The organism is Streptomyces polyasparticus (genome assembly GCF_014493765.1).
GTDB classification, from domain to species: Bacteria; Actinomycetota; Actinomycetes; order Streptomycetales; family Streptomycetaceae; genus Streptomyces; species Streptomyces polyasparticus.
The window spans coordinates 158019-178744 of record NZ_JACTVJ010000019.1; the positions used below are offsets into that span (position 1 = coordinate 158019).

Below are 20726 nucleotides of genomic sequence, written 5' to 3' on the forward strand. Positions count from 1 at the left end.
CAGAAGCCAGAAGCCAGAAGCCAGAATCAGAAGGTGGCGTCGAGATCCTTGGCGTACTCCTCCAAGGCCGGCCGGTACGAGGCGATCTGTGGGTCACTGCTGGTGGTGGCAAGGAGCGTGAGGAGCAGCTCCATGCCCTCCTTGCCGCGCCCGACGTTGTGCAGCGCCATGGCGAAGAAGGTCTGCAGCGCCGTGTCCTCGGGGAACTCCGCACAGGCCGCCTCCAGCGTGGCGACGGCCTCCGCATACCGGCCGAGCGCACGGTAGGTCGACCCGAGCCCGAGCAGCGAACCGGCTCGGTCCTCGGGCGACAGCCCGGGCGCCGAGACGGCCGTGACGTAATACGGCACGGCCTCCGCCTCGAGCCCGAGCGCGTCATGCACCCACGCGGTCTGACATGCGACCTCGACATCATCCGGATACTGCTCGGCAAGCGCCACGAGCATCTCGCGCGCCTCTTCCCGCTGCCCCTGCTCACGCAAACGGACCGCTGCGCGCAGCTGTTGGTCACGCTCGCCCGACGTGCTCGTCTCGGTGCTCATGATGTGCACCGTACAAGGCTGCCCAACGTGCTGATCAAGCCCCCGGCTTCGGCGCCCACGTACGGAACAGCCCCTCCTGCACCACCGACACGAGCAGCCGCCCCTCGCGGTCGTAGATCCGGCCGCGGGCCAGGCCGCGCCCGCCCGTGGCGATGGGGGACTCCTGGTCGTACAGGAACCACTCGTCCGTACGGAACGGGCGGTGGAACCACATCGCGTGGTCGAGCGAGGCCATGTCGAAGCCGCGCCGTCCCCACAGCGGCTCCACCGGGATGCGGACCGCGTCGAGGAGCGTCATGTCACTCGCGTACGTCAGCGCGCAGGTGTGTACCAGCGGATCGTCGCCGAGGGGGCCGACCGCGCGCATCCACACCGCACTGCGCGGCTCCGCGTCCTTGACCTCCTCGGGCGTCCAGCGCAGCCGGTCGACGTAGCGGATGTCGAAGGGCTGGCGTCGCGCCATGCGCTCCAACTGCTCGGGCAGCGCGCCGAGATGCTCACGGATCTCGTCGACGACGCTCGGCAGCGTCTCCGGGTCCGGTGCGTCCAGGCGCGGCGGCAGCTGATGCTCGAAGGGCCCTTCCTCCGGCTGATGGAAGGACGCCGTGAGGTTGAAGATCGTGCGGCCCTGCTGTACGGCCGTCACGCGCCGCGTGGTGAACGAGCGCCCGTCGCGCACCCGCTCCACCTGGTACACGATCGGCACGCCGGGTCGGCCCGGTCGCAGGAAGTACGCGTGCAGCGAGTGCACCGGACGGTCGCCGTCCGTGGTGCGGCCGGCGGCGACCAGGGCCTGGCCCGCCACCTGGCCGCCGAAGACCCGCTGCAGGGACTCCTCGGGGCTGGCGCCGCGGAAGATGTTGACCTCGATCTGCTCCAGGTCGAGCAGATCGACCAGGCGTTCGGCGGGGTTCGTCATCGGTGGTGTTCTCCGGTGGTCACAAAGGGTCCTGCGGAAAGGGCTCGGAGGGCTACAGCTGGCCGACATCCGTGACCCGGATGACCGCGAGGCCCTCCGCGTCGGACGCCGTGAGGTCGACCTCGGCGCTGATACCCCAGTCATGGTCGCCGTTCGGATCGGCGAACGTCTGCCGGACGCGCCAGAGACCGTCCTGCGGACGCTCCTCGATCTGCAGCAGCTTCGGCCCGCGGGCGTCGGGACCGGTGCCGAGCTCGTCGTACTCGTCCCAGTACTTGTCCATCGCCTCGCCCCACGCTTCCGCGTCCCAGCCCGCGTCGGCGTCCAGCTCGCCCAGCTCGCGGACGTTGTCCAGGGCGGCGAGTTCGACGCGGCGGAACATGGCATTGCGGACGAGGACACGGAACGCCCGCGCGTTGGAGGTGACCGGCTTGACCTGGTCGGCCTTCTCCTGGGCCTCCTCCGCCGTCATCACCTCGGGGTTGGCCAGCTGCTCCCACTCGTCGAGCAGGCTGGAGTCCACCTGGCGCACCATCTCGCCGAGCCAGGCGATCAGGTCCTCGAGGTCCTCGGACTTGAGGTCGTCCGGGATCGTGTGCTCAAGGGCCTTGTACGCACTGGCGAGATAGCGAAGGACGATGCCCTCGGTGCGCGCCAGCTCGTACCAGGCGGTGAACTCGGTGAAGGTCAGCGCCCGTTCGTACATGTCGCGGATGACGGACTTGGGGGAGACCGGGTGGTCGGCCACCCAGGGGTGCGACTTCTTGTAGAGGTTGTACGCGTGCCACAGAAGTTCTTCGAGGGGCTTCGGGTACGAGATGTCCTGGAGCCGCTCCATGCGCTCCTCGTACTCGACGCCGTCCGCCTTCATCTGGCCGACGGCCTCGCCGCGCGCCTTGTTCGTCATGGCGGCCAGGATCTGGCGGGGGTCGTCGAGGGTGGACTCGACCACCGAGACCATGTCGAGCGCGTACGAGGGCGACTCCGGGTCGAGCAGGTCGAAGGCGGCCAGAGCGAAGGTCGACAGGGGCTGGTTGAGGGCGAAGTCCTGCTGGAGGTCGACGGTGAGGCGGATCGTGCGGCCCTCGGCGTCCGGTGTGTCCAGCTGTTCCACGACCCCGCCGTCGAGCAGCGAGCGGTAGATGGCGATGGCGCGGCGGATGTGCCGCAACTGGGCCTTGCGCGGCTCGTGGTTGTCCTCGAGCAGATGGCGCATCGCCTGGAAGGCGTCGCCGGGCCGGGCGATCACCGAGAGCAGCATGATGTTGGTGACCCGGAAGCGGGAGGTCAGCGGCTCCGGCTCGGAGGCGATCAGCTTCTCGAAGGTGGTGTCCGACCAGGCCACGAAGCCCTCGGGGGCCTTCTTGCGGACGACCTTGCGGCGCTTCTTCGGGTCGTCGCCCGCCTTGGAGAGCGCCTTCTCGTTCTCGATGACGTGCTCGGGCGCCTGCGCGACCACGAAGCCCGCCGTGTCGAAGCCCGCGCGCCCCGCACGTCCCGCGATCTGGTGGAACTCGCGCGCCCGCAGAGTCCGCACCCGGTTGCCGTCGTACTTCGTCAGCGCCGTGAACAGCACCGTACGAATGGGCACGTTGACACCGACGCCGAGCGTGTCCGTACCGCAGATGACCTTGAGCAGACCGGCCTGCGCGAGCTTCTCGACGAGCCGGCGGTACTTGGGCAGCATGCCGGCGTGGTGCACACCGATGCCGTGCCGTACGTAACGCGAGAGATTGCGGCCGAACTTGGTGGTGAAGCGGAAGTTGCCGATCAGCTCGGCGATCTGGTCCTTCTCCTCGCGCGTGCACATGTTGATGCTCATCAGCGACTGCGCACGCTCGACGGCCTGCGCCTGCGTGAAGTGCACGATGTAGACCGGCGCCTGCTTGGTCTCCAGGAGCTCGGTCAGCGTCTCGGTGATCGGCGTGAGCCGGTACTCGTACGACAGCGGCACCGGGCGTGTCGCCGAGCGCACCACCGAGGTGGGCCGGCCGGTGCGCCGGGTCAGGTCCTTCTCGAACATCGAGACATCGCCGAGCGTCGCCGACATCAGGATGAACTGCGCCTGCGGCAGCTCGAGGATCGGGATCTGCCAGGCCCAGCCGCGGTCCGCCTCGGCGTAGAAGTGGAACTCGTCCATGACGACCTGGCCGACGTCCGCGTCCTTGCCGTCGCGCAGCGCGATGGAGGCGAGCACCTCGGCGGTGCAGCAGATGACGGGTGCGTCGGCGTTGACGGACGCGTCGCCCGTCAGCATGCCGACGTTCTCGGTCCCGAAGATCTTGCACAGCTCGAAGAACTTCTCCGACACCAGCGCCTTGATCGGAGCGGTGTAGAAGGTGACCTCGTCGCGGGCGAGCGCCGCGAAGTGCGCGGCCGCGGCGATCATGGACTTGCCGGAGCCGGTCGGGGTGGAAACGATCACGTTCGCCCCGGACACGACCTCGATCAGCGCCTCCTCCTGGTGGGGATAGAGGGTGATGCCGCGTTCCGTCGCCCAGCCTTCGAAGGCTTCGTAGAGGGCATCGGGGTCGGCTTCCGGCGGCAGCTGATCGATAAGGGTCACGCCCCCATCTTGCCTGCCCTGTCCCCCGTAAGGGGAATCGGCCGTCCGTACGAAGATCACGAACGCTACGCTGTGCAGCCGACCGGGGGACGGCGCAGCGCAACCGCGTGGCCGCCCTGGGCGTCAACTGGGCATACGTACAACAGAAATGGGGCGGGTAGCGGCCATGATGGGTCCGGCACACTCACTGTCCGGCGCGGCGGCGTGGCTGGGGGTGGGTGCGGCAGCGGCGGCCATGGACCACACGATGCCCTGGCCCGTCCTGCTCGTCGGTGCGCTGATCTGCGCGGGCGCGGCGCTCGCCCCCGACCTCGACCACAAGTCGGCGACCATCTCGCGCGCCTTCGGACCGCTCTCGCGTGCGCTGTGCGGCATCGTCGACAAGATCTCGTACGGGGTCTACAAGGCGACGAAGTCGACCAGGGACGCACGCCGCACCGGCGGCCACCGCACGCTCACCCACACATGGCTGTGGGCGGTCATGATCGGCATCGGGTTCTCGGCCCTCGCGGTGCTCGGCGGCCGGTGGGCGGTGCTCGGCATCCTCTTCGTCCACCTGGTCCTCGCGGTCGAGGGCCTGCTGTGGCGTGCGGCGCGGATGTCCAGCGACGTGCTGGTCTGGCTGCTCGGTGCGACCAGCGCCTGGATCCTCGCCGGCGTCCTGGACAAGCCGGGCAACGGCGCGGACTGGCTGTTCACCGGTGAGGGTCAGGAGTACCTGTGGCTGGGCCTGCCGGTCCTCCTCGGCGCGGTCGTCCACACCATCGGCGACGCGCTCACGATCTCGGGCTGCCCGATGTTCTGGCCCCTGCCCATCGCCGGCAAGCGCTGGTACCCGGTGGGCCCACCGAAGCTGATGCGCTTCCGCGCGGGCAGCTGGGTGGAGCTGAAGCTGTTGATGCCTGCGTTCATGCTGCTCGGCGGGGTGGGCGGAGCGGCTGCGCTGGGTTACATCTGAGGCATCGGCTCGGGCGCCGTCGCATCAAGCAGCGGCCGAGGTGGACGGACAGCTCGCCCACCTCGGCCCTCGGATCTCACCCGTGCCACGACCTCCACAGCGCCGCATACGCCCCATCGGCGGCCACCAGCTCGTCATGGCTGCCGAGCTCGCTGATCCGCCCCCGCTCGACCACCGCGATCACATCCGCGTCATGCGCGGTGTGCAGCCGGTGGGCGATCGCCACGACCGTACGGCCGTCGAGTACCCGCGCGAGCGAGCGCTCCAGATGCCGCGCGGCCCGCGGGTCCAGCAGCGACGTGGCCTCGTCGAGCACCAGGGTGTGCGGGTCCGCGAGCACCAGGCGGGCCAGCGCGATCTGCTGCGCCTGCGCCGGTGTGAGCGTGAACCCGCCCGAGCCGACCTCCGTGTCGAGCCCGTCGCAGAGCGCCCGGGCCCACCCGTCGGCGTCGACCGCACCGAGCGCCGCCCACAGCTCCGCGTCCTCGGCGCCCGAGCGCGCGAGCCGCAGGTTGTCGCGCAGCGAGCCGACGAACACGTGGTGCTCCTGGTTCACCAGGGCCACATGCTCGCGCACCCGCTCCGCCGGCATCTGCGACAGCTCCGCATCGCCGAGCGTCACCTGCCCCGTGCGCGGAGCGTAGATCCCCGCGAGCAGCCGGCCGAGCGTGGACTTGCCCGCACCGGACGGACCGACCAGGGCGAGCCGCGTGCCGGGACGCAGCCCGAGCGACACCTCGCGCAGCACGTCCACCCCGGGCCGGTACCCGAAGTGCACATCCGCCGCCTCGACATGGCGCCCCTCGGGCCGTACGGAATCGTCACCCGCACCGGGCTCGATCTCCCGCACGCCCACGAGCCGGGCCAGCGAGACCTGGGCGACCTGCAACTCGTCGTACCAGCGCAGGATCAGGTTCACCGGGTCGACCATCATCTGCGCGATCAGCGCGCCGGTCGTCATCTGCCCGACTCCGATCCAGCCCTGCAGGACGAAGACGCCGCCGATCATCAGGGTCGAGGCGAGCACCGTCATATGCGTGAGGTTGATGACGGGGAAGAGCACCGAGCGCAGGAACAGCGTGTACCGCTCCCACTGGGTCCACTCGCGCACGCGCCGGTCGGAGAGCGCGATCCGCTCCTCGCCCAGGCGGTGCGCCTCGACGGTACGGCCCGCGTCCACGGTCTCAGCGAGCACCGCAGCCACCGCCGCATAGCCCGCGGACTCCGAACGGTACGCGGAGGGCGCCCGCTTGAAGTACCAGCGGCAGCCCACCACGAGCAACGGCACGGCGAGCAGCACGGCCGGGGCCAGCGGCGGCGCCGTGACCACGAGACCGCCGAGAAGGAGCACGACCCAGACCACGCCGATGGTGAGCTGCGGCACGGCCTCGCGCATCGCGTTCGCCAGGCGGTCGATGTCGGTGGTGATACGCGACAACAGATCGCCCGTACCCGCCCGTTCGAGCACACCGGGCGGCAGGCCGACGGAGCGTACGAGGAAGTCCTCGCGCAGATCGGCCAGCATCCGCTCGCCGAGCATCGCCCCGCGCAGCCGTACCAGACGCACGAAGAACGCCTGGGCCACCAGCGCCGCCACGAACAGGGCGACGGTGCGCTCCAGATGGAGGTCGGCGGCGGTGTCCGCGGCGCGGTCGACCAGCGAGCCGAGCAGCGCGGGCCCGACCATGGAGGCGACCACGGCCGCGGTGTTCACGGCGATCAGGACCGCGAAGGCCTTGCGGTGCCGGCCGAACAGCTCGCGGACATAGCCGCGCACCGTGGCGGCCGATCCCACCGGCAGCGTGTTCGCGCTGCGCGGGGCCGCCGGATCGTAGGCCGGTGGCGCTAGCCCGATCATGCCGACTCCTCCGTTTCTTCGTACGTCTGCTGGATGTAGGCCTCTTGCTCGGCCTCGGTCTCGCGCGTGACGATCGCGCGGTAGCGCGGCTCGCTGTGGACCAGCTCGCGGTGGAGGCCGACCGCCGCGACCTCGCCCTCGTGCACCAGGACGACCCGCTCGGCGCGGTCGAGCAGCAGCGGCGACGAGGTGAGGACCACCGTCGTACGTCCCTGGCGCAGCTTGCGCAGGCCTTCGGAGATCCGTGCCTCGGTGTGCGAGTCGACCGCGGAGGTCGGCTCGTCGAGTACGAGGACCTCGGGATCGGTCACCAACGAACGCGCCAGGGCGAGCCGTTGCCGCTGCCCGCCGGACAGCGAACGGCCGCGTTCGGTGATCGGCGCCTGCATCGGGTCGTCGTCGATGGCGGCCTGCGTGAGCGCGTCGAGCACATCCGCGCACTCGGCCGCCGCCAGCGCCTCCTCGGCGCCGACCTGCCCGGACGCCGGTACGTCGAGCAGCTCGCTCAGCGTGCCCGAGAGCAGCACCGGGTCCTTGTCCTGGACGAGGACAGCCGCACGCGCGGCGGCCAGCGGCAGCTCGTCGAGCGGGATCCCGCCGAGCCGCACGGAGGCGACCGGTTCGTCGAGTGCGGGGTGGCCGCCGAGCCGTTCGGCCAGGCGCCCGGCCTCGTCCGGGTCTCCACACACCACCGCGGTGAGGCGGCCCGCCGGTGCGAGCAGCCCGGTGACCGGGTCGTACAGGTCGCCCTCGGCCTTGGCGTCGTCGAGCTCCCCGCTGCCGTCCGTCGCGCGTTCGATGGACAGCACCCGTGCCGCACGGCGGGCGGAGGGGCGCGAGAAGGAGTACGCCATGGCGATCTCCTCGAAGTGCCTGAGCGGGTACGTCATCAGCATCACGGCGCTGTAGACCGTGACGAGTTCACCGATCTGGATCCGGCCGTCGCGCACGAGCCCGATGCCGTACCAGACCACCGCGACGAGCAGCAGTCCGGGCAGCAGCACCTGGACGGCACTGATCACGGACCACATGCGCGCACTGCGCACAGCGGCCTTGCGCACCTCCTGCGAGGCCTCGCGATAGCGCGTGAGGAACAGCTCCTCACCGCCGATCCCGCGCAGCACCCGCAGGCCCGCGACGGTGTCGGCGGCCAGCTCGGTGGCCCGGCCCGCCTTCTCGCGCTGCACGTCGGCGAGTTGGGTGGCCTTCGGCAGCAGCGGCAGCACGCCGAGCGCGAGCACCGGCACACCGATCGCGACGACCACGGCGAGCGCCGGCTGGTAGAGCGCGAGGGCGACGCAGGTCAGGACGACGGTCATGGCGGCGGCCAGGAAGCGCGAGAGCGCCTCCACGAACCAGCCGATCTTCTCGACGTCACCGGTGGACACGGCGACCACTTCGCCGGCGGCCACCCGCCTGGTCAGCGCGGAGCCGAGCTGGGCGGTCTTACGGGCGAGCAGCTGCTGGACGCGGGCCGCGGCGGTGATCCAGTTGGTGACGGCGGTGCGGTGCAGCATCGTGTCGCCGAGTGCGATGGCCACGCCCGACAGGACGAGCAACACACCGGAGAGGGCGAGCCGGCCGCCGGAGCGGTCGACGACCGCCTGTACGGCCGAGCCCACCGCGAACGGCAGGGCCATGACCGAGGCGAAGTGCAGCAGGCCCCAGGCGAAGGACCGGGCCTGGCCGCTGATCTGGTTCCGCCCCAGCCACAGCAGGAATCGGGGACCTGAGCGTGCGTCGGGCACACCCGGGTCGGCATACGGAAGGTCACTGATCTGCATGATGTCCAGAGCTCGGCAGGCGGTTGCGGGCAGGCGGCCGTGCTGGGCCGCGGTGGAAAAGGGAACGTGCAAGGTTCCCTGCCGGACGGTGGCGGGGGCAAACGGTTTTCCTGCCCGGAGTGCGCTTTTCGGACGTGCCGTCCGGGACGTACGGAGGTGCCGTCCGCGAGCGCGCGGAAGGGACGGCACGTGAGTCCGCCACGCGGCGCGTGCGAGCATGGAACGCATGCGCTTCACCGGCACCCGGCGCTCTCCCGGCACCCTGCGGTCCTCGCTCCTCGCCGTGGCCCTGGCCACGGCCCTGACCTCCTGCGGCACCGACGGCGGTACGCAGGGAAGTCCCGGCGAGCCGGGGACCGATTCCCGCCCCAGCGCCTCGCCGACCACCGACCTCGCGCACCTTCCCGGCATCGGTGAACGCCTGCGGGACCGCATCCCGTCCGACTCACGGCAGGTGATCGCCGTCTACGGCCGGGGCGAGAACTCCGCGCGGTCCACGGTCGCCCTGTTCACCAAGCACGGCACCACCTGGGACCGCGAGCGCAGCTGGCCCGCGCACAACGGCAAGAAGGGCTGGACCACCGACCACCGCGAGGGAGACAAGCGCAGCCCCGTCGGCGTCTTCACCCTCAGCGACGCGGGCGGTGTCCTCGCCGACCCCGGCACGAAGCTCAGGTACACGCGTTCCGCGGCGGCCTTCACCGCACCTCGCTCCTGGCCGAAGACCCACTGGCACGACTTCGACCTGGTCATCGCGATCGACTACAACCGCGTCAAGGGCACCTCGCCGGGCGATCCGACCCGCCCTCAGGGCCGCGCCAAGGGCGGCTCGATCTGGCTGCACCTGGACCACGGCAGCGGCACGTCCGGCTGCGTGAGCCTGCCGGAGCAAGCCATGACGTATCTGCTGACCACCCTGGACCCGGCGCAGAAGCCCGTGATCGTCATGGGTGACGAGGACCGCCTCAAGGCCTGATCCCCGAAAGCCCGATCCGTCCAACTCCCGCCGTACGGAAATCCATTGGCGCCCGGGGGAGTCCGCGCCAGGATGTCCGGGGACTCGCATGCCCCATGTAGCGTCGGGGACTCGCAGGCCCCTCGTACCATCGGCGACTCGCATGCCCCTCGTACCGTCGAGAGAGGACGTCCATGACCCCGCACGGCAACAGGCTCGGCTCCACCCAAGTGCACGTCGGCGAGCTGGGGTTCGGCGGCGGACCGCTCGGCGGCCTGTTCGCACCGCTCGACGACGAGACGGCCCAGGGTGCGCTCGACGCGGCCTGGGACGCGGGGATCCGCTACTACGACACCTCGCCGCACTACGGCATCGGCCACTCCGAACGCCGCATCGGGAATCTGCTCGCGGACAAGCCGCGCAACGAGTACACCCTCTCGACCAAGGTCGGCCGGCTGCTCGTGCCGCAGGACGACGAGGGGCGCCTCGACGGAGCCTTCCACGTACCGGCGACCCACCGCCGCGTCTGGGACTTCTCCCGCGACGGGATCCTCAGGAGCGTCGAGGACTCCCTGAAGCGGCTGCGTACCGACCGTATCGACGTCCTCTTCCTGCACGATGCCGAGCAGCACTTCGAGGACGCGCTCCGCAACGGCTACCCCGCGCTGGCCGAACTGCGCGCGCAGGGCGTCGTCGGCGCGATCGGCGCCGGCATGTACGACCCCGCTCTGCTCGCGCGCCTGGTCACCGAGGCCGATCCCGATGTGGTGATGCTGTCGGGCCGCTTCACGCTGCTCGACCACAGCGCGCTCGACTCGCTCTTCCCGGCGTGCGCCGCCCGCGGGGTCTGCGTGCTCGCCGCGTCCGTCTTCAACTCCGGTCTGCTCGCGACCGAACAGCCCGTGGAGGGCGCGACGTTCGACTACGCACCGGCCTCCGCCGAGCTCCTGGGGCGAGCCCGGCGGATCGCGCAGGTGTGCCGCGCGCACGGGGTGACCCTTCCGCAGGCCGCCCTCGCGTTCGCGCGCCGCCACCCCGTCGTCGCGAGCGTGGTGGTCGGGATGCGGGCCGCGGAGGAAGTCGCCGCCAACATCGCCGCGTTCGGCGCCGACGTGCCCGACGCGCTGTGGCCGGCCCTGCACACCGAGGGCCTGATCGACGCCCGCGCACTTTAGGCGCGCCGGTGCCGCCCGCGTCAACGGGACGGCACCGGGGATGAGTTCGCCTACGCGGAGGGCTTCTCCGAGTCCACCCCCGACCGCTTCTTGCGCCACTCGCCACGCGTGAAGTCCGGGATCTCCTGCGGCTGGCCCTTGGCCCTGATCGACAGATGGCTCAGCGGTACGGGCGCGGTCCAGGTGGCCGCGTCGTACACGTCGAAGTCCGGGACGATGCCCTTCTGCATGCACTGCATCAGGCGGAACAGCATGATGTAGTCCATGCCGCCGTGCCCGCCCGGCGGGTTGGCGTGCTCCTTCCACAGCCAGTGGTCCCACTCGGCGTAGTCGCCGAAGCTGTGCCACACGTCGTCGCTGTGGTCCGGCTCCAGGTAGATCCGGGCCGGGTAGTCCTCGAAGACGCCCTTGGTGCCGCCGAGTTGGTTGATCCTGCTGTACGGGTGGGGCGTGGACACGTCGTGTTCGAGACGGATGACCCGGCCCTTGGCCGTCTGCACCAGGCTGATCGTGCGGTCCGACTCGATGTAGGTCTCCTTCCAGCTAGGGTCGCCCGGCGGCATGTTGGCCTTGCGGTACTCGGCGAGACCGAGCGCCGGGGTGCCGAAGCTGGAGATGTGTGTGACACGGTCGCCGCGGTTGATGTCCATGTAGTTGGACACCGGTCCGAAGCCGTGGTTCGGGTAGAGGTCGCCGCGCAGCCGCGTGTGCCACAGACGGCGCCAGGGGCCCTCGTAGTAGTCGGGGTCGAACATCAGGCCGCGCAGGTCGTGGTTGTACGCGCCCGCGCCGTGCAGGAGTTCACCGAAGAGCCCGGCGTGCGCCATGCGCAGCACACGCATCTCGTTGCGGCCGTAACAGCAGTTCTCCAGCTGCATGCAGTGCCGGCGCGTGCGCTCGGAGAGGTCGACCAGCTCCCACAGCTCGTCGAGGCGCATCGCGATCGGACACTCCACGCCCACGTGCTTGCCGTTGAGCATCGCGGTCTTGGCCATCTCGAAGTGCCAGTCCCAGGGGGTGGCCACGTACACGAGATCCAGGTCGGCGCGCTTGCAGAGGTTCTCGAAGTCATGGTCGCCCTTGGTGTAGGTCCCGGGAGCGGGCTGGCCCGCGTCCGTCACCTTCTTCGCACAGCGCTCGACCTTCTCCTTGACCGGGTCGCAGATCGCCACGACCTGCACGCCGGGTATCGCGAGGAACAGATCGATCATGCCGCCGCCGCGGTTGCCGAGCCCGATGATGCCGACCCGGACAGTGCTGCGCGCCTCGAAGGGCACATTGACCATGGTCTGGCCCGGCCGGCCCTCCACTCTCGCGGCACCTGCGGCCGCCGGGGTGTCGGCCTGCGCGGTACCGGAGCCCATCGCGCCCAGACCGATCCCCGCGGCGCCCGCGAGACCCGCGGCGCGCAGTGCGGAACGGCGGGAGAAGCCCCCGTCGGCAGCGGTGGACTCGTCAGGGGTGGGGGTGGCGTTCTCGTCGTGCATCGGACCTCCGTCGGTAAGGCGGGGATGGATGGTGCAACGGCGCCAGCCACCCTCGCCCTGGGAACTCCGGGGCGCAAGAGGCCGAAGTGGACAGGGAGTTGGACTTGTCGCGTACCGGCTTGGACTAATCGAGGCCGCAGGCGCGCCACTTCGTCCGTGAGCGGGACAAAGTGTCCGTTCCTGAGATCCGATGAATTCGCCGTCCGAGAAGCCGGATCGCGATGGAATACGCAGGAGAAGCGGGGTGCCCGAGCAGGTGTGAACACGCCGGTGCGCGCAGAGCGCGGAAAACCGGGCGGGGGAGCCCCGGATGGCCCCCGGAAACAGCGCCGCCCGGCCCGCTGGACGCGGACCGGGCTGCTGCGGAAGTGCCTTGGAGAGTCGTTCAGTTGGACGCCTGTCTGCCGTAAGGCATCAGCCGGCCGGCCGGGTGGCGCGCTCCAGCTCCATCAGGACCGAGTAGTACGAGCGTCCCGTGGCGTGGTCCATGCCGACCTCGCACATGCGGTTGGCCGACAGATGCGCGTCGAAATGGCGGGAAGTGACCATGGCCGCCTCGCGGGCGGTGGCCGATTCGGTGAGCTCCTTGTGCAGCATGCCGCGGTCGCCGGCGAAGGCGCAGCACCCTGCGTCGTCGGGCACGACGACCTCGTGCGCACAGGCCTCGGCGACGGTCCTGAGCTGGGCGTCGTCGCCCAAGTGCCGCATGGAGCAGGTGGGATGGACCACCGCGGAGTCCACCTTGCGGTGCACGGTGAGGTGGGGGAGCAGCTCATCGGCGGCCCAGACGAGGGAGTCCACGATGGTCAGCTCGGCGTGCAGCTTCCGGTTGTCGTCGGTGAGATACGGCACCACCTCGTGCGAGATGCCCAGCGTGCACGAGGACGCGTCCACGACCAGCGGCAGCCTGCCGCCGGCCGTCCAGCCCCAGGCTGCCTCGACGATGCGGTTGGCCATCACGGTGTTGCCTTCGTCGTACCCCTTGGAGTGCCAGATCGTGGCGCAGCAGGTTCCGGCCACGTCCGAGGGGATCCACACGGGCTTGCCCGCTCGCGCCGACACCGCGACGACGGACTGGGCGAGCGAAGGTCCGCGGCGGTCCTCGGGGCCGCCGAAGATCCGGTTCACACAGGCCGGGTAGTACACGGCGCTCGCGCCCGTACGGGACGTTCCCGGCAGCTTGCGGGCGGCCGCGCCCGGCACCTCCGGCAGCCACTCCGGCACGAGGTCGGGGCGCACCGCCTTGCGCGCGGCGCGTGTCACCGTGGTGAGCAGCCGGTCGCTGATCTTGTCCGCGGCGGCCACCGCGAGCCGCGCCGAGACCTCCACGGCCTTGAAGTTCTTCGCGGCGAGGGCGGCGATCTTCTCCTCGCGCGGAGTGTGCCGGGCGTGCCGGAAGGACTTCATCATCATGCCGGTGTCGATCCCGACCGGACATGCCAGCTTGCAGGTGGAGTCCCCGGCGCAGGTGTCGACCGCGTCGTACCCGTACGCCTCGACCAGGCCGTCCTCGACGGGGGATCCCGGCGTCTGGCGCATCATCTCCCGGCGCAGGACGATCCGTTGGCGCGGTGTGGTGGTCAAGTCGTGGCTGGGGCAGGTCGGTTCGCAGAAGCCGCACTCGATGCAGGGGTCCGCGATCAGCTCGACCTTCGGGATCGTCTTCAGGCCACGCAGATGCGCCTTCGGATCCCGGTCGAGCACGATGCGCGGCGCGAGCACCCCGTCCGGATCGATGACCTGCTTGATCCGCCACATCAGCTCGGTGGCCTTCTCGCCCCACTCCAGCTCCAGGAACGGCGCGATATTGCGGCCCGTGGCGTGCTCGGCCTTCAGCGAGCCGTCGAAGCGCTCGACGGTCAGCCGGCAGAACTCGTCCATGAACGCCGCGTACCGCTCCACGTCCGAGGGCTTCGCCGCGTCGAAGGCGAGCAGGAAGTGCAGATTGCCGTGCGCCGCGTGCCCGGCCACCGCGGCGTCGAAGCCGTGCCGCGTCTGCAGCTCCAGCAACGCCGAGCAGGCGTCCGCGAGTTGCCCGGGCGGTACCGCGAAGTCCTCGGTGATCAGTGTCGTACCGGAAGGCCTTGAGCCGCCCACGGCCGTCACGAACGCCTTGCGCGCCTTCCAGTACCCCGCGATCGTCTTCGCGTCCCGCGTGAACTCATTGGTCACCGACGCCACCGGCTTGACCAGTTCGAGCTCCGTCATCACCTGCGCCGCGGCCTTCTCGTACGCGGCCTGCCGCTCCTCGTCCGGCGCCCGGAACTCCACGAGCAGCGCCGTGGTCTCCTTCGGCAGCTGCGCCCAGTCCTGCGGCACGCCCTGCACGCTCACCGAGGCCCGCAGCGTATTGCCGTCCATCAGCTCCACGGCCAGGGCGCCCGCCTCGTTGAACCGCGGCACCGCGGCCGCCGCGTCCCTGAGCGTCGGGAAGAACAGCAGCGCCGAGGACACCTGCCGGTCAAGGGGCAGCGTGTCGAAGACGACCTCGGAGATGAACCCGAAGGTGCCCTCCGAACCGACCATTAGGCCGCGCATGATCTCCACCGGCGTGGCCCCGTCGAGGAAGGCGTCGAGCCGGTAGCCGTTGGTGTTCTTGATCTCGTACTTGGCGCGGATCCGCCGCACGAGCTCCGGATCCGCCTCGATCTCCCGCTTGATCGCCAACAGGCCCTCACACAGCGCCGGTTCGGCATGCGCCAGCTGCTCGTCGGCGTCCGCCTCACCGGTGTCCACGACCGTCCCGGACGGCAGTACGAAGGTGAGCGAGGCGAGGGTGCGGTACGAGTTGCGGGTCGTGCCCGCGGTCATCCCGGACGCGTTGTTGGCGACGACACCGCCGAGGGTGCACGCGATGGCGCTGGCCGGGTCGGGGCCGAGCACGCGCCCGTGCCGCGCGAGGGTCGCATTGGCCCGTACGACGGTGGTGCCGGGCTGGATCCGTGCCCGCAGACCGTCGTCGAGCACCTCGATTCCGGCCCAGTGCTTGCGCACGTCCACCAGGATGTCCTCGCCCTGCGCCTGCCCGTTCAGCGAGGTCCCGGCCGCGCGGAACACGACCTGGCGGCCCTTGCCGTGCGCGTACGAGAGCACCGCCGACACATCGTCGATGTCCTCGGCGACCACCACGACCTGCGGCACGAACCGGTAGGGGCTGGCGTCGGAGGCGTAGCGCACCAGGTCGGAGATCTTCCAGAGCACCTTCTCCGAGCCGAGCAGATCGATGAGCTCGCTCCGCAGAGGTTCGGGTGTGCCGTTCGCCTGGCCGTCCTGCACCCGGTCGGGTGAGGGCTCGCCCCGGTCAAGGCGCGGGCGCAGCGCGTCGGGGTTCGGCTCAAGCAAGGGCATCGGGCTCTCCTCGGCGTCGGTCAGTGCCGCCCGGGCTCGTCCACCAGGGCGGAGAGGAGACCGCCGAACACCTCGCGCTGCTCCGCGGTCAATGGAGCCAGGATGTCCTGAGCGGCCGCACGGCGCGCGTCGCGCAGGGTCCGCAGAGCCGCGTGGCCGGTTTCGGTCAGCTCGATCCGGATCACCCGCCGGTTCGCGGGATCGGGCGCGCGCCGCACGCAGCCGCTGCTCTCCAGACCGTCCACGAGCGTGGTGATCGCCCGGGGCACGACCTCCATACGGGCCGCGAGATCGGCCATCCGCGGCGGCTCCTCGTAGTGCGCGAGGGCGCGGAGCAGCCGGGACTGGGCCGGGGTGATCCCGAGCCCGGACTCTTCGAGGGAGCGCTTGTTGATGCGGTGCATCCGGCGCGTGAGCCGGAGCAGCTGCTCCGCGAGCAGGCCGTCGCGGTCGGTGGCGGCACGTGTGCCGGCGCCGGCCTGGTCCGTGGCCTCGCTGGTCCCCTGGGTCATGGGGGGAGCGTAGCAGGACACCGCTCATTGTGAATATAGGTAACAATGAGCTATGCTCCTTGGCGTGAATCTGCCTGCAGACCCTGTGGAGCCGCTAGGAGGCTTCCCTGTGGAGCCTTTAGGAGGCTTATGAAGCCCGCACACGAACACGGCGAGCCCACCTGGACGCCACCGCCCCGCGACCCGGACAAGCCGCGCGAGCTGCGCCGCATCGTCCGGCTCTTCCGGCCCTACCGCGGCCGCCTCGCCGTCGTCGCGCTCCTCGTGGCCGCGTCCTCGGTGGTCTCGGTCGCCACGCCGTTCCTGCTCAAGGAGATCCTCGACACCGCGCTGCCCCAGGGCCGCACCGGGCTGCTCAGCCTGCTCGCGCTCGGCATGATCCTCGCCGCCGTCGTCGGCGGCATCTTCGGCGTCCTGCAGACCCTGATCTCCACCACCGTCGGCCAGCGCGTCATGCACGACCTGCGCACCGCCGTCTACGGACGCCTGCAGCAGATGTCCCTGGCCTTCTTCACGCGTACCCGCACCGGAGAGGTGCAGTCGCGGATCGCCAACGACATCGGCGGCATGCAGGCCACGGTCACCTCCACCGCGACCTCGCTGGTCCAGAACTTCACGAGCGTCGTCGCCACGATCGCGGCCATGCTCGCGCTCGACTGGCGCCTCACACTGGTCTCGCTGCTCCTGCTCCCCGTCTTCGTGCTGATCAGCCGCAAGGTCGGCAACGAGCGCAAGAAAATCACCACCAGGCGCCAGAAGCAGATGGCCGCGATGGCCGCCACCGTCACCGAGTCCCTGTCCGTCAGCGGCATCCTGCTGGGCCGCACGATGGGCCGGTCCGACTCCCTGACCAAGTCCTTCTCGGACGAGTCCGAGAAGCTCATCGACCTCGAAGTGAAGTCCAGCATGGCCGGCCGCTGGCGGATGTCGACCATCGGCATCGTCATGGCCGCACTCCCCGCGCTCCTGTACTGGGCGGCCGGACTCGCCCAGCACATGGGCGGCCCCGCGGTCTCCCTCGGCACGCTCGTCGCCTTCGTCTCGCTGCAGCAGGGCCTGTTCCGGCCGACAGTGAGCCTGCTGTCCACCGGCGTCCAGATCCAGACCTCCCTCGCCCTGTTCCAGCGCATCTTCGAGTACCTCGACCTGCCCATCGACATCCAGGAGCCCGAGCACCCCGTGCGCCTGGAGCAGGTCAAGGGCGAAGTCCGGTTCGAGAACGTCGAGTTCCGCTACGACGCGGACAGCGCGCCCATCCTCGACGCCATCGACATCACCGTCCCCGCGGGCCACAGCCTCGCCGTGGTCGGCCCGACCGGCTCGGGAAAGTCCACGCTCAGCTCGCTCGTACCGCGCCTGTACGACGTCACCGGCGGCCGGGTCACGATCGACGGCGTGGACGTGCGGGACCTCGACTTCGACACCCTCGCGGACACGGTCGGCGTCGTCTCCCAGGAGACGTACCTCTTCCATGCCTCCGTCGCGGACAACCTCCGCTTCGCCAAGCCGGACGCGACCGACGAGGAGCTGCACGCGGCCGCGCAGGCCGCCCAGATCCACGACCACATCGCGTCCCTGCCCGACGGCTACGAGACCGTGGTCGGCGAGCGCGGCCACCGGTTCTCCGGCGGCGAGAAGCAGCGTCTGGCGATCGCCCGCACGATCCTGCGCGATCCGCCGGTCCTGATCCTCGACGAGGCCACCAGCGCCCTCGACACCCGGACCGAACGCGCGGTCCAGGAAGCGATCGACGCCCTGTCCGCCGACCGCACCACGATCACCATCGCGCACCGGCTCTCCACCATCCGCTCGGCCGACGAGATCGTCGTCCTCGACGGCGGCCGCGTCGCCGAACGCGGCACGCACGCCTCGCTCCTGGAGCAGGACGGCCGGTACGCGGCGCTGGTCCGCCGGGATGCGCAGCAGCCCGATACGCAAGGCGGCGAGCAGGAGCCGCAGCCGGTGGACGGGAAGCGGCTGGAGTCCGTGGCGTAGTACCGCGGCCTGCGGAGTCTGCAGCGCCTGCGTACGAGGTACACCGCCACGCCGAATGTCCGATTTATCGGATTGTGCGGGTTACCGTTCCCGCATGCGCAACGACAGTGCCCACCAGGGCAGGATCCGCCTCACCCGCAGAGGCAAGGTCGCTCTCGGCATCACCGGTGCCCTGCTCGCCGGCGCCGCGGCCGGCGTTCCCGTACTCCTCGACCGGCAGCAGCAGCAGCCGTCGCAGGCGAAGACCCTGCTCGTGCCCGAGGGCTGGCGCACCTCGCAGGTGTACGACGCGATCGACAAGGCCCTCGAAGCGGCGCCTGGAACGGCCCGTAAGTCCGCGCACACCATCGGCCTGAAGCTGCCGGGCGAAGCGGCAGGCAACCCCGAGGGCTACCTCTTCCCCGCCACGTATCCGATCGGCGAGGACGCCACCCCGGCCTCGCTCCTCGCGTACATGGTCGACACCGCGAACCGCCGCTTCGGTGGGCAGCAGGTGAAGTCCGCAGCCGAGGACAAGGCGGTCTCCGTCTACCAGGCGGTGACGATCGCGAGCATCGCGCAGGCCGAGGCCGAGACGAAGCAGGACATGGGCAAGGTGGCCCGGGTCGTCTACAACCGCATGAACCTCGGCATGCCGCTCCAGATGGACTCGACCATCAACTACGCGATGAACCGCTCCACGGTGGACACCTCGACGGCCGACACCCGTATCTCCAGCCCGTACAACACGTACGCGCGGATGGGCCTGCCGCCGACGCCCATCGCCAACCCCGGCGACGACGCGCTTGCGGCAGCCCTGAACCCGCCGCAGGGCGACTGGCTCTACTTCGTCACGGTGCGGCCCGGCGACACCCGCTTCACCGCGGACTACGCCGAACACCAGCGCAACGTCGAGGAGTTCAACGCGGCGCGTCAGGCGGAGAAGCAGGCGCAGGCGAAGAACGGTTCCGCGAGCGTCAGTTGAGGGCGGTCAGGTCGTGAGCGCCGGCTGCTTCTCGAGCAGCCGGCGAATCTCTGTCACCGCCGCCCGTCCCGCCCGGTTCGCCCCGATGGTGCTCGCCGAAGGCCCGTAACCGACCATGTGGATACGGGGATCACGCGCCACGCGTGTGCCGTCGAGACGTATGCCGCCGCCCGTCTCGCGCAGCCGGAGCGGCGCCAGGTGGTCGACCACCGGGCGGAAGCCGGTGGCCCACAGGATCACATCGGCCTCGACCACCCGTCCGTCGCTCCATGCCACGCCCTCGGGGGTGATGCGGTCGAACATCGGCTGCCGGTCGAGGACGCCGTTCGCGAGTCCTTCGCGGATGGCGTCGTTGAGGGGGAGTCCGGTCACCGAGACGACACTGCGCGGCGGCAGCCCCTGGCGTACCCGGTCCTCGACGAGCGCCACGGCCGCCCGGCCCTCCTCCTCGCCGAACGGGCCCTCGCGGAACACCGGTTCACGGCGGGTGACCCAGGTGGTCGAGGCCGCGTACGGGGCGATCTCCAGGAGGTGCTGGGTCCCCGAGGCCCCGCCGCCCACGACCACCACACGCTGCCCGGCGAACTCCTCGGGCCCGGGGTACTGCGCGGTGTGCAACTGCCGCCCGCGGAAGGTCTCCTGGCCCGGGTAACGCGGCCAGAACGGCCGGTCCCAGGTGCCCGTCGCACTGATCAGTGCACGGGTCGCGTACGTGCCTTCGGAGCTCTCGACGAGCAGCCGCCCGCCCTCGCCCTCGCGTACTGCGGCGACGTCGACCGGGCGGTGCACGCGCAGGTCGAAGCGCTCCTCGTACGCCGCGAAGTACTCACCGATCACCTCGGACGAGGGCCGTGTGGCGTCGGCGCCGGTCAGCTCCATCCCTGGCAGCGCATGCATCCCGTGGACACGGCCGTACGTGAGCGAGGGCCAGCGGAACTGCCAGGCGCCGCCGGGCCGGGGCGCGTGGTCGAGGACCACGAAATCGCGATCGGGTACGTACCCGACCCTGCGCAGGTGGTAGGCGGCCGACAGGCCCGCCTGTCCCGCGCCGATGACCACGACCTCGACCTGCCGCGCTTCTCGTACCCCGGTTTCGTTCACGCTTCTACTAACCGGGGGAGTGCGCGAGAACTTCCCGCCGCCGGGGAATCCGCGAGGATGGACCCATGTCCGATGCCTTCAGCACCCGCGTCCTGCAGATCGCCACCGGCTCCTCCGAGCGCGTCGTGGACCTCACCAGAGACTGCGAGACCTTCCTGCGCGAGGTCGCAGGCGGCCGGGACGGCCTGCTCAACGTCTTCGTGCCGCACGCCACGGCCGGCATCGCGGTCATCGAAACCGGCGCCGGCAGCGACGAGGACCTGCTCGCGGCGCTGCACACCCTCCTGCCCGCCGACGAGCGCTGGCAGCACGCCCACGGCAGCCTCGGCCACGGCCGCGACCACGTCCTGCCGGCCCTGGTCCCCCCGCACGCCACACTCCCGGTCATCGAGGGCAGCCTGGAACTCGGCACCTGGCAGTCGGTCTGCTTGGTGGACACGAACCGCGACAACACTCAGCGGCGGGTGCGGCTTTCGTTCCTCGGATGAGTTGTCGAGCATTGATGGAGGGCCTCGGGTCGGACGTTCCGTGCACCGCCGAGCCACTTGCAGACTGAACCTCA

At 70.4% G+C, this 20726-nt stretch carries 15 protein-coding genes; 6 read left to right on the forward strand and 9 right to left on the reverse strand.

The genetic code is table 11. The features are described 5' to 3' along the window. Nucleotides 1–26: 26 nt before the first annotated feature. The 3 genes from H9Y04_RS33600 to H9Y04_RS33610 are packed head-to-tail and all read right to left on the reverse strand — an operon-like array spanning nucleotide 27 to nucleotide 4087. The gene (locus H9Y04_RS33600) at nucleotides 27–542 is read right to left on the reverse strand and encodes a tetratricopeptide repeat protein (RefSeq protein WP_187817917.1); all 516 of its coding nucleotides are present in this window, start codon (nucleotides 540–542) and stop codon (nucleotides 27–29) included. A 34-nt stretch (nucleotides 543–576) separates the two neighbouring features. Further along, entirely contained in the window at nucleotides 577–1461 is an 885-nt protein-coding gene (locus tag H9Y04_RS33605; protein WP_187817918.1) for an acyl-CoA thioesterase, read from the reverse strand. A 52-nt stretch (nucleotides 1462–1513) separates the two neighbouring features. After that, nucleotides 1514–4087: a DEAD/DEAH box helicase gene (locus H9Y04_RS33610; RefSeq protein ID WP_187817919.1), complete on the reverse strand. Its 2574-nt coding sequence runs from the start codon at nucleotides 4085–4087 to the stop codon at nucleotides 1514–1516. A 106-nt stretch (nucleotides 4088–4193) separates the two neighbouring features. Between H9Y04_RS33610 and H9Y04_RS33615 the strand changes: the two genes are divergently transcribed. After that, nucleotides 4194–4985: a metal-dependent hydrolase gene (locus H9Y04_RS33615; RefSeq protein WP_187817920.1), complete on the forward strand. Its 792-nt coding sequence runs from the start codon at nucleotides 4194–4196 to the stop codon at nucleotides 4983–4985. A gap of 76 nt (nucleotides 4986–5061) precedes the next feature. On the opposite strand, the gene H9Y04_RS33620 is transcribed toward H9Y04_RS33615, so the two are convergent. Together H9Y04_RS33620 and H9Y04_RS33625 are read right to left on the reverse strand one after the other, a co-directional pair. Next, nucleotides 5062–6843 carry an ABC transporter ATP-binding protein gene (locus tag H9Y04_RS33620; RefSeq protein ID WP_187817921.1) on the reverse strand — a complete coding sequence of 594 codons (1782 nt, stop codon included), beginning with the start codon at nucleotides 6841–6843 and terminating at the stop codon, nucleotides 5062–5064. Further along, nucleotides 6840–8627 (reverse strand): ABC transporter transmembrane domain-containing protein, encoded by a 1788-nt coding sequence (locus H9Y04_RS33625; RefSeq protein ID WP_187817922.1) that lies wholly within the window; start codon nucleotides 8625–8627, stop codon nucleotides 6840–6842. The genes H9Y04_RS33620 and H9Y04_RS33625 overlap by 4 nt, the downstream gene beginning before the upstream one ends. Before the next feature lie 226 nt (nucleotides 8628–8853). On the opposite strand from H9Y04_RS33625, the gene H9Y04_RS33630 reads away from it, so the two are divergent. Both H9Y04_RS33630 and H9Y04_RS33635 read left to right on the forward strand, forming a co-directional pair. Next, on the forward strand, nucleotides 8854–9603 hold the full coding sequence (locus H9Y04_RS33630) for a L,D-transpeptidase family protein (protein WP_438818184.1): 750 nt from the start codon (nucleotides 8854–8856) through the stop codon (nucleotides 9601–9603). 173 nt (nucleotides 9604–9776) lie between these two features. Beyond that, nucleotides 9777–10757 (forward strand): aldo/keto reductase, encoded by a 981-nt coding sequence (locus H9Y04_RS33635; RefSeq protein WP_187817924.1) that lies wholly within the window; start codon nucleotides 9777–9779, stop codon nucleotides 10755–10757. Nucleotides 10758–10807: 50 nt separating this feature from the next. Here the strand turns inward: H9Y04_RS33635 and H9Y04_RS33640 are convergent, their stop codons facing one another. From H9Y04_RS33640 to H9Y04_RS33650, 3 genes are all read right to left on the reverse strand, one after another. Beyond that, nucleotides 10808–12244 (reverse strand): Gfo/Idh/MocA family protein, encoded by a 1437-nt coding sequence (locus H9Y04_RS33640; RefSeq protein WP_187817925.1) that lies wholly within the window; start codon nucleotides 12242–12244, stop codon nucleotides 10808–10810. Between the two features lie 414 nt (nucleotides 12245–12658). Next, nucleotides 12659–15592: an FAD-binding and (Fe-S)-binding domain-containing protein gene (locus H9Y04_RS33645; RefSeq protein WP_187817926.1), complete on the reverse strand. Its 2934-nt coding sequence runs from the start codon at nucleotides 15590–15592 to the stop codon at nucleotides 12659–12661. A 20-nt stretch (nucleotides 15593–15612) separates the two neighbouring features. Next, entirely contained in the window at nucleotides 15613–16104 is a 492-nt protein-coding gene (locus H9Y04_RS33650; protein WP_187817927.1) for a MarR family winged helix-turn-helix transcriptional regulator, read from the reverse strand. A 129-nt stretch (nucleotides 16105–16233) separates the two neighbouring features. Between H9Y04_RS33650 and H9Y04_RS33655 the strand changes: the two genes are divergently transcribed. Continuing rightward, nucleotides 16234–18099, forward strand: coding sequence for an ABC transporter ATP-binding protein (locus tag H9Y04_RS33655; protein WP_187817928.1), 1866 nt, complete (start codon nucleotides 16234–16236; stop codon nucleotides 18097–18099). 94 nt (nucleotides 18100–18193) lie between these two features. Continuing rightward, on the forward strand, nucleotides 18194–19063 hold the full coding sequence (gene mltG / locus H9Y04_RS33660; protein ID WP_187817929.1) for an endolytic transglycosylase MltG: 870 nt from the start codon (nucleotides 18194–18196) through the stop codon (nucleotides 19061–19063). A gap of 6 nt (nucleotides 19064–19069) precedes the next feature. On the opposite strand, the gene H9Y04_RS33665 is transcribed toward mltG, so the two are convergent. Then, nucleotides 19070–20164 carry an NAD(P)-binding domain-containing protein gene (locus tag H9Y04_RS33665; protein ID WP_187817930.1) on the reverse strand — a complete coding sequence of 365 codons (1095 nt, stop codon included), beginning with the start codon at nucleotides 20162–20164 and terminating at the stop codon, nucleotides 19070–19072. A gap of 65 nt (nucleotides 20165–20229) precedes the next feature. On the opposite strand from H9Y04_RS33665, the gene H9Y04_RS33670 reads away from it, so the two are divergent. After that, the gene (locus H9Y04_RS33670) at nucleotides 20230–20652 is read left to right on the forward strand and encodes a secondary thiamine-phosphate synthase enzyme YjbQ (RefSeq protein WP_187817931.1); all 423 of its coding nucleotides are present in this window, start codon (nucleotides 20230–20232) and stop codon (nucleotides 20650–20652) included. Nucleotides 20653–20726 lie beyond the last annotated feature (74 nt).

Bases quoted from the DNA above. Each gene is read 5' to 3' on its own strand.
- H9Y04_RS33615 (WP_187817920.1), top strand. From the start codon at position 4,194: ATGATGGGTCCGGCACACTCACTGTCCGGCGCGGCGGCGTGGCTGGGG.
- H9Y04_RS33635 (WP_187817924.1), top strand. From the start codon at position 9,777: ATGACCCCGCACGGCAACAGGCTCGGCTCCACCCAAGTGCACGTCGGC.
- H9Y04_RS33605 (WP_187817918.1), bottom strand. From the start codon at position 1,461: ATGACGAACCCCGCCGAACGCCTGGTCGATCTGCTCGACCTGGAGCAG.
- H9Y04_RS33625 (WP_187817922.1), bottom strand. From the start codon at position 8,627: ATGCAGATCAGTGACCTTCCGTATGCCGACCCGGGTGTGCCCGACGCA.
- H9Y04_RS33620 (WP_187817921.1), bottom strand. From the start codon at position 6,843: ATGATCGGGCTAGCGCCACCGGCCTACGATCCGGCGGCCCCGCGCAGC.
- H9Y04_RS33670 (WP_187817931.1), top strand. From the start codon at position 20,230: ATGTCCGATGCCTTCAGCACCCGCGTCCTGCAGATCGCCACCGGCTCC.
- H9Y04_RS33630 (WP_438818184.1), top strand. From the start codon at position 8,854: ATGCGCTTCACCGGCACCCGGCGCTCTCCCGGCACCCTGCGGTCCTCG.
- H9Y04_RS33640 (WP_187817925.1), bottom strand. From the start codon at position 12,244: ATGCACGACGAGAACGCCACCCCCACCCCTGACGAGTCCACCGCTGCC.
- H9Y04_RS33645 (WP_187817926.1), bottom strand. From the start codon at position 15,592: ATGCCCTTGCTTGAGCCGAACCCCGACGCGCTGCGCCCGCGCCTTGAC.
- H9Y04_RS33600 (WP_187817917.1), bottom strand. From the start codon at position 542: ATGAGCACCGAGACGAGCACGTCGGGCGAGCGTGACCAACAGCTGCGC.
- H9Y04_RS33650 (WP_187817927.1), bottom strand. From the start codon at position 16,104: ATGACCCAGGGGACCAGCGAGGCCACGGACCAGGCCGGCGCCGGCACA.
- H9Y04_RS33655 (WP_187817928.1), top strand. From the start codon at position 16,234: ATGAAGCCCGCACACGAACACGGCGAGCCCACCTGGACGCCACCGCCC.
- mltG (WP_187817929.1), top strand. From the start codon at position 18,194: ATGCGCAACGACAGTGCCCACCAGGGCAGGATCCGCCTCACCCGCAGA.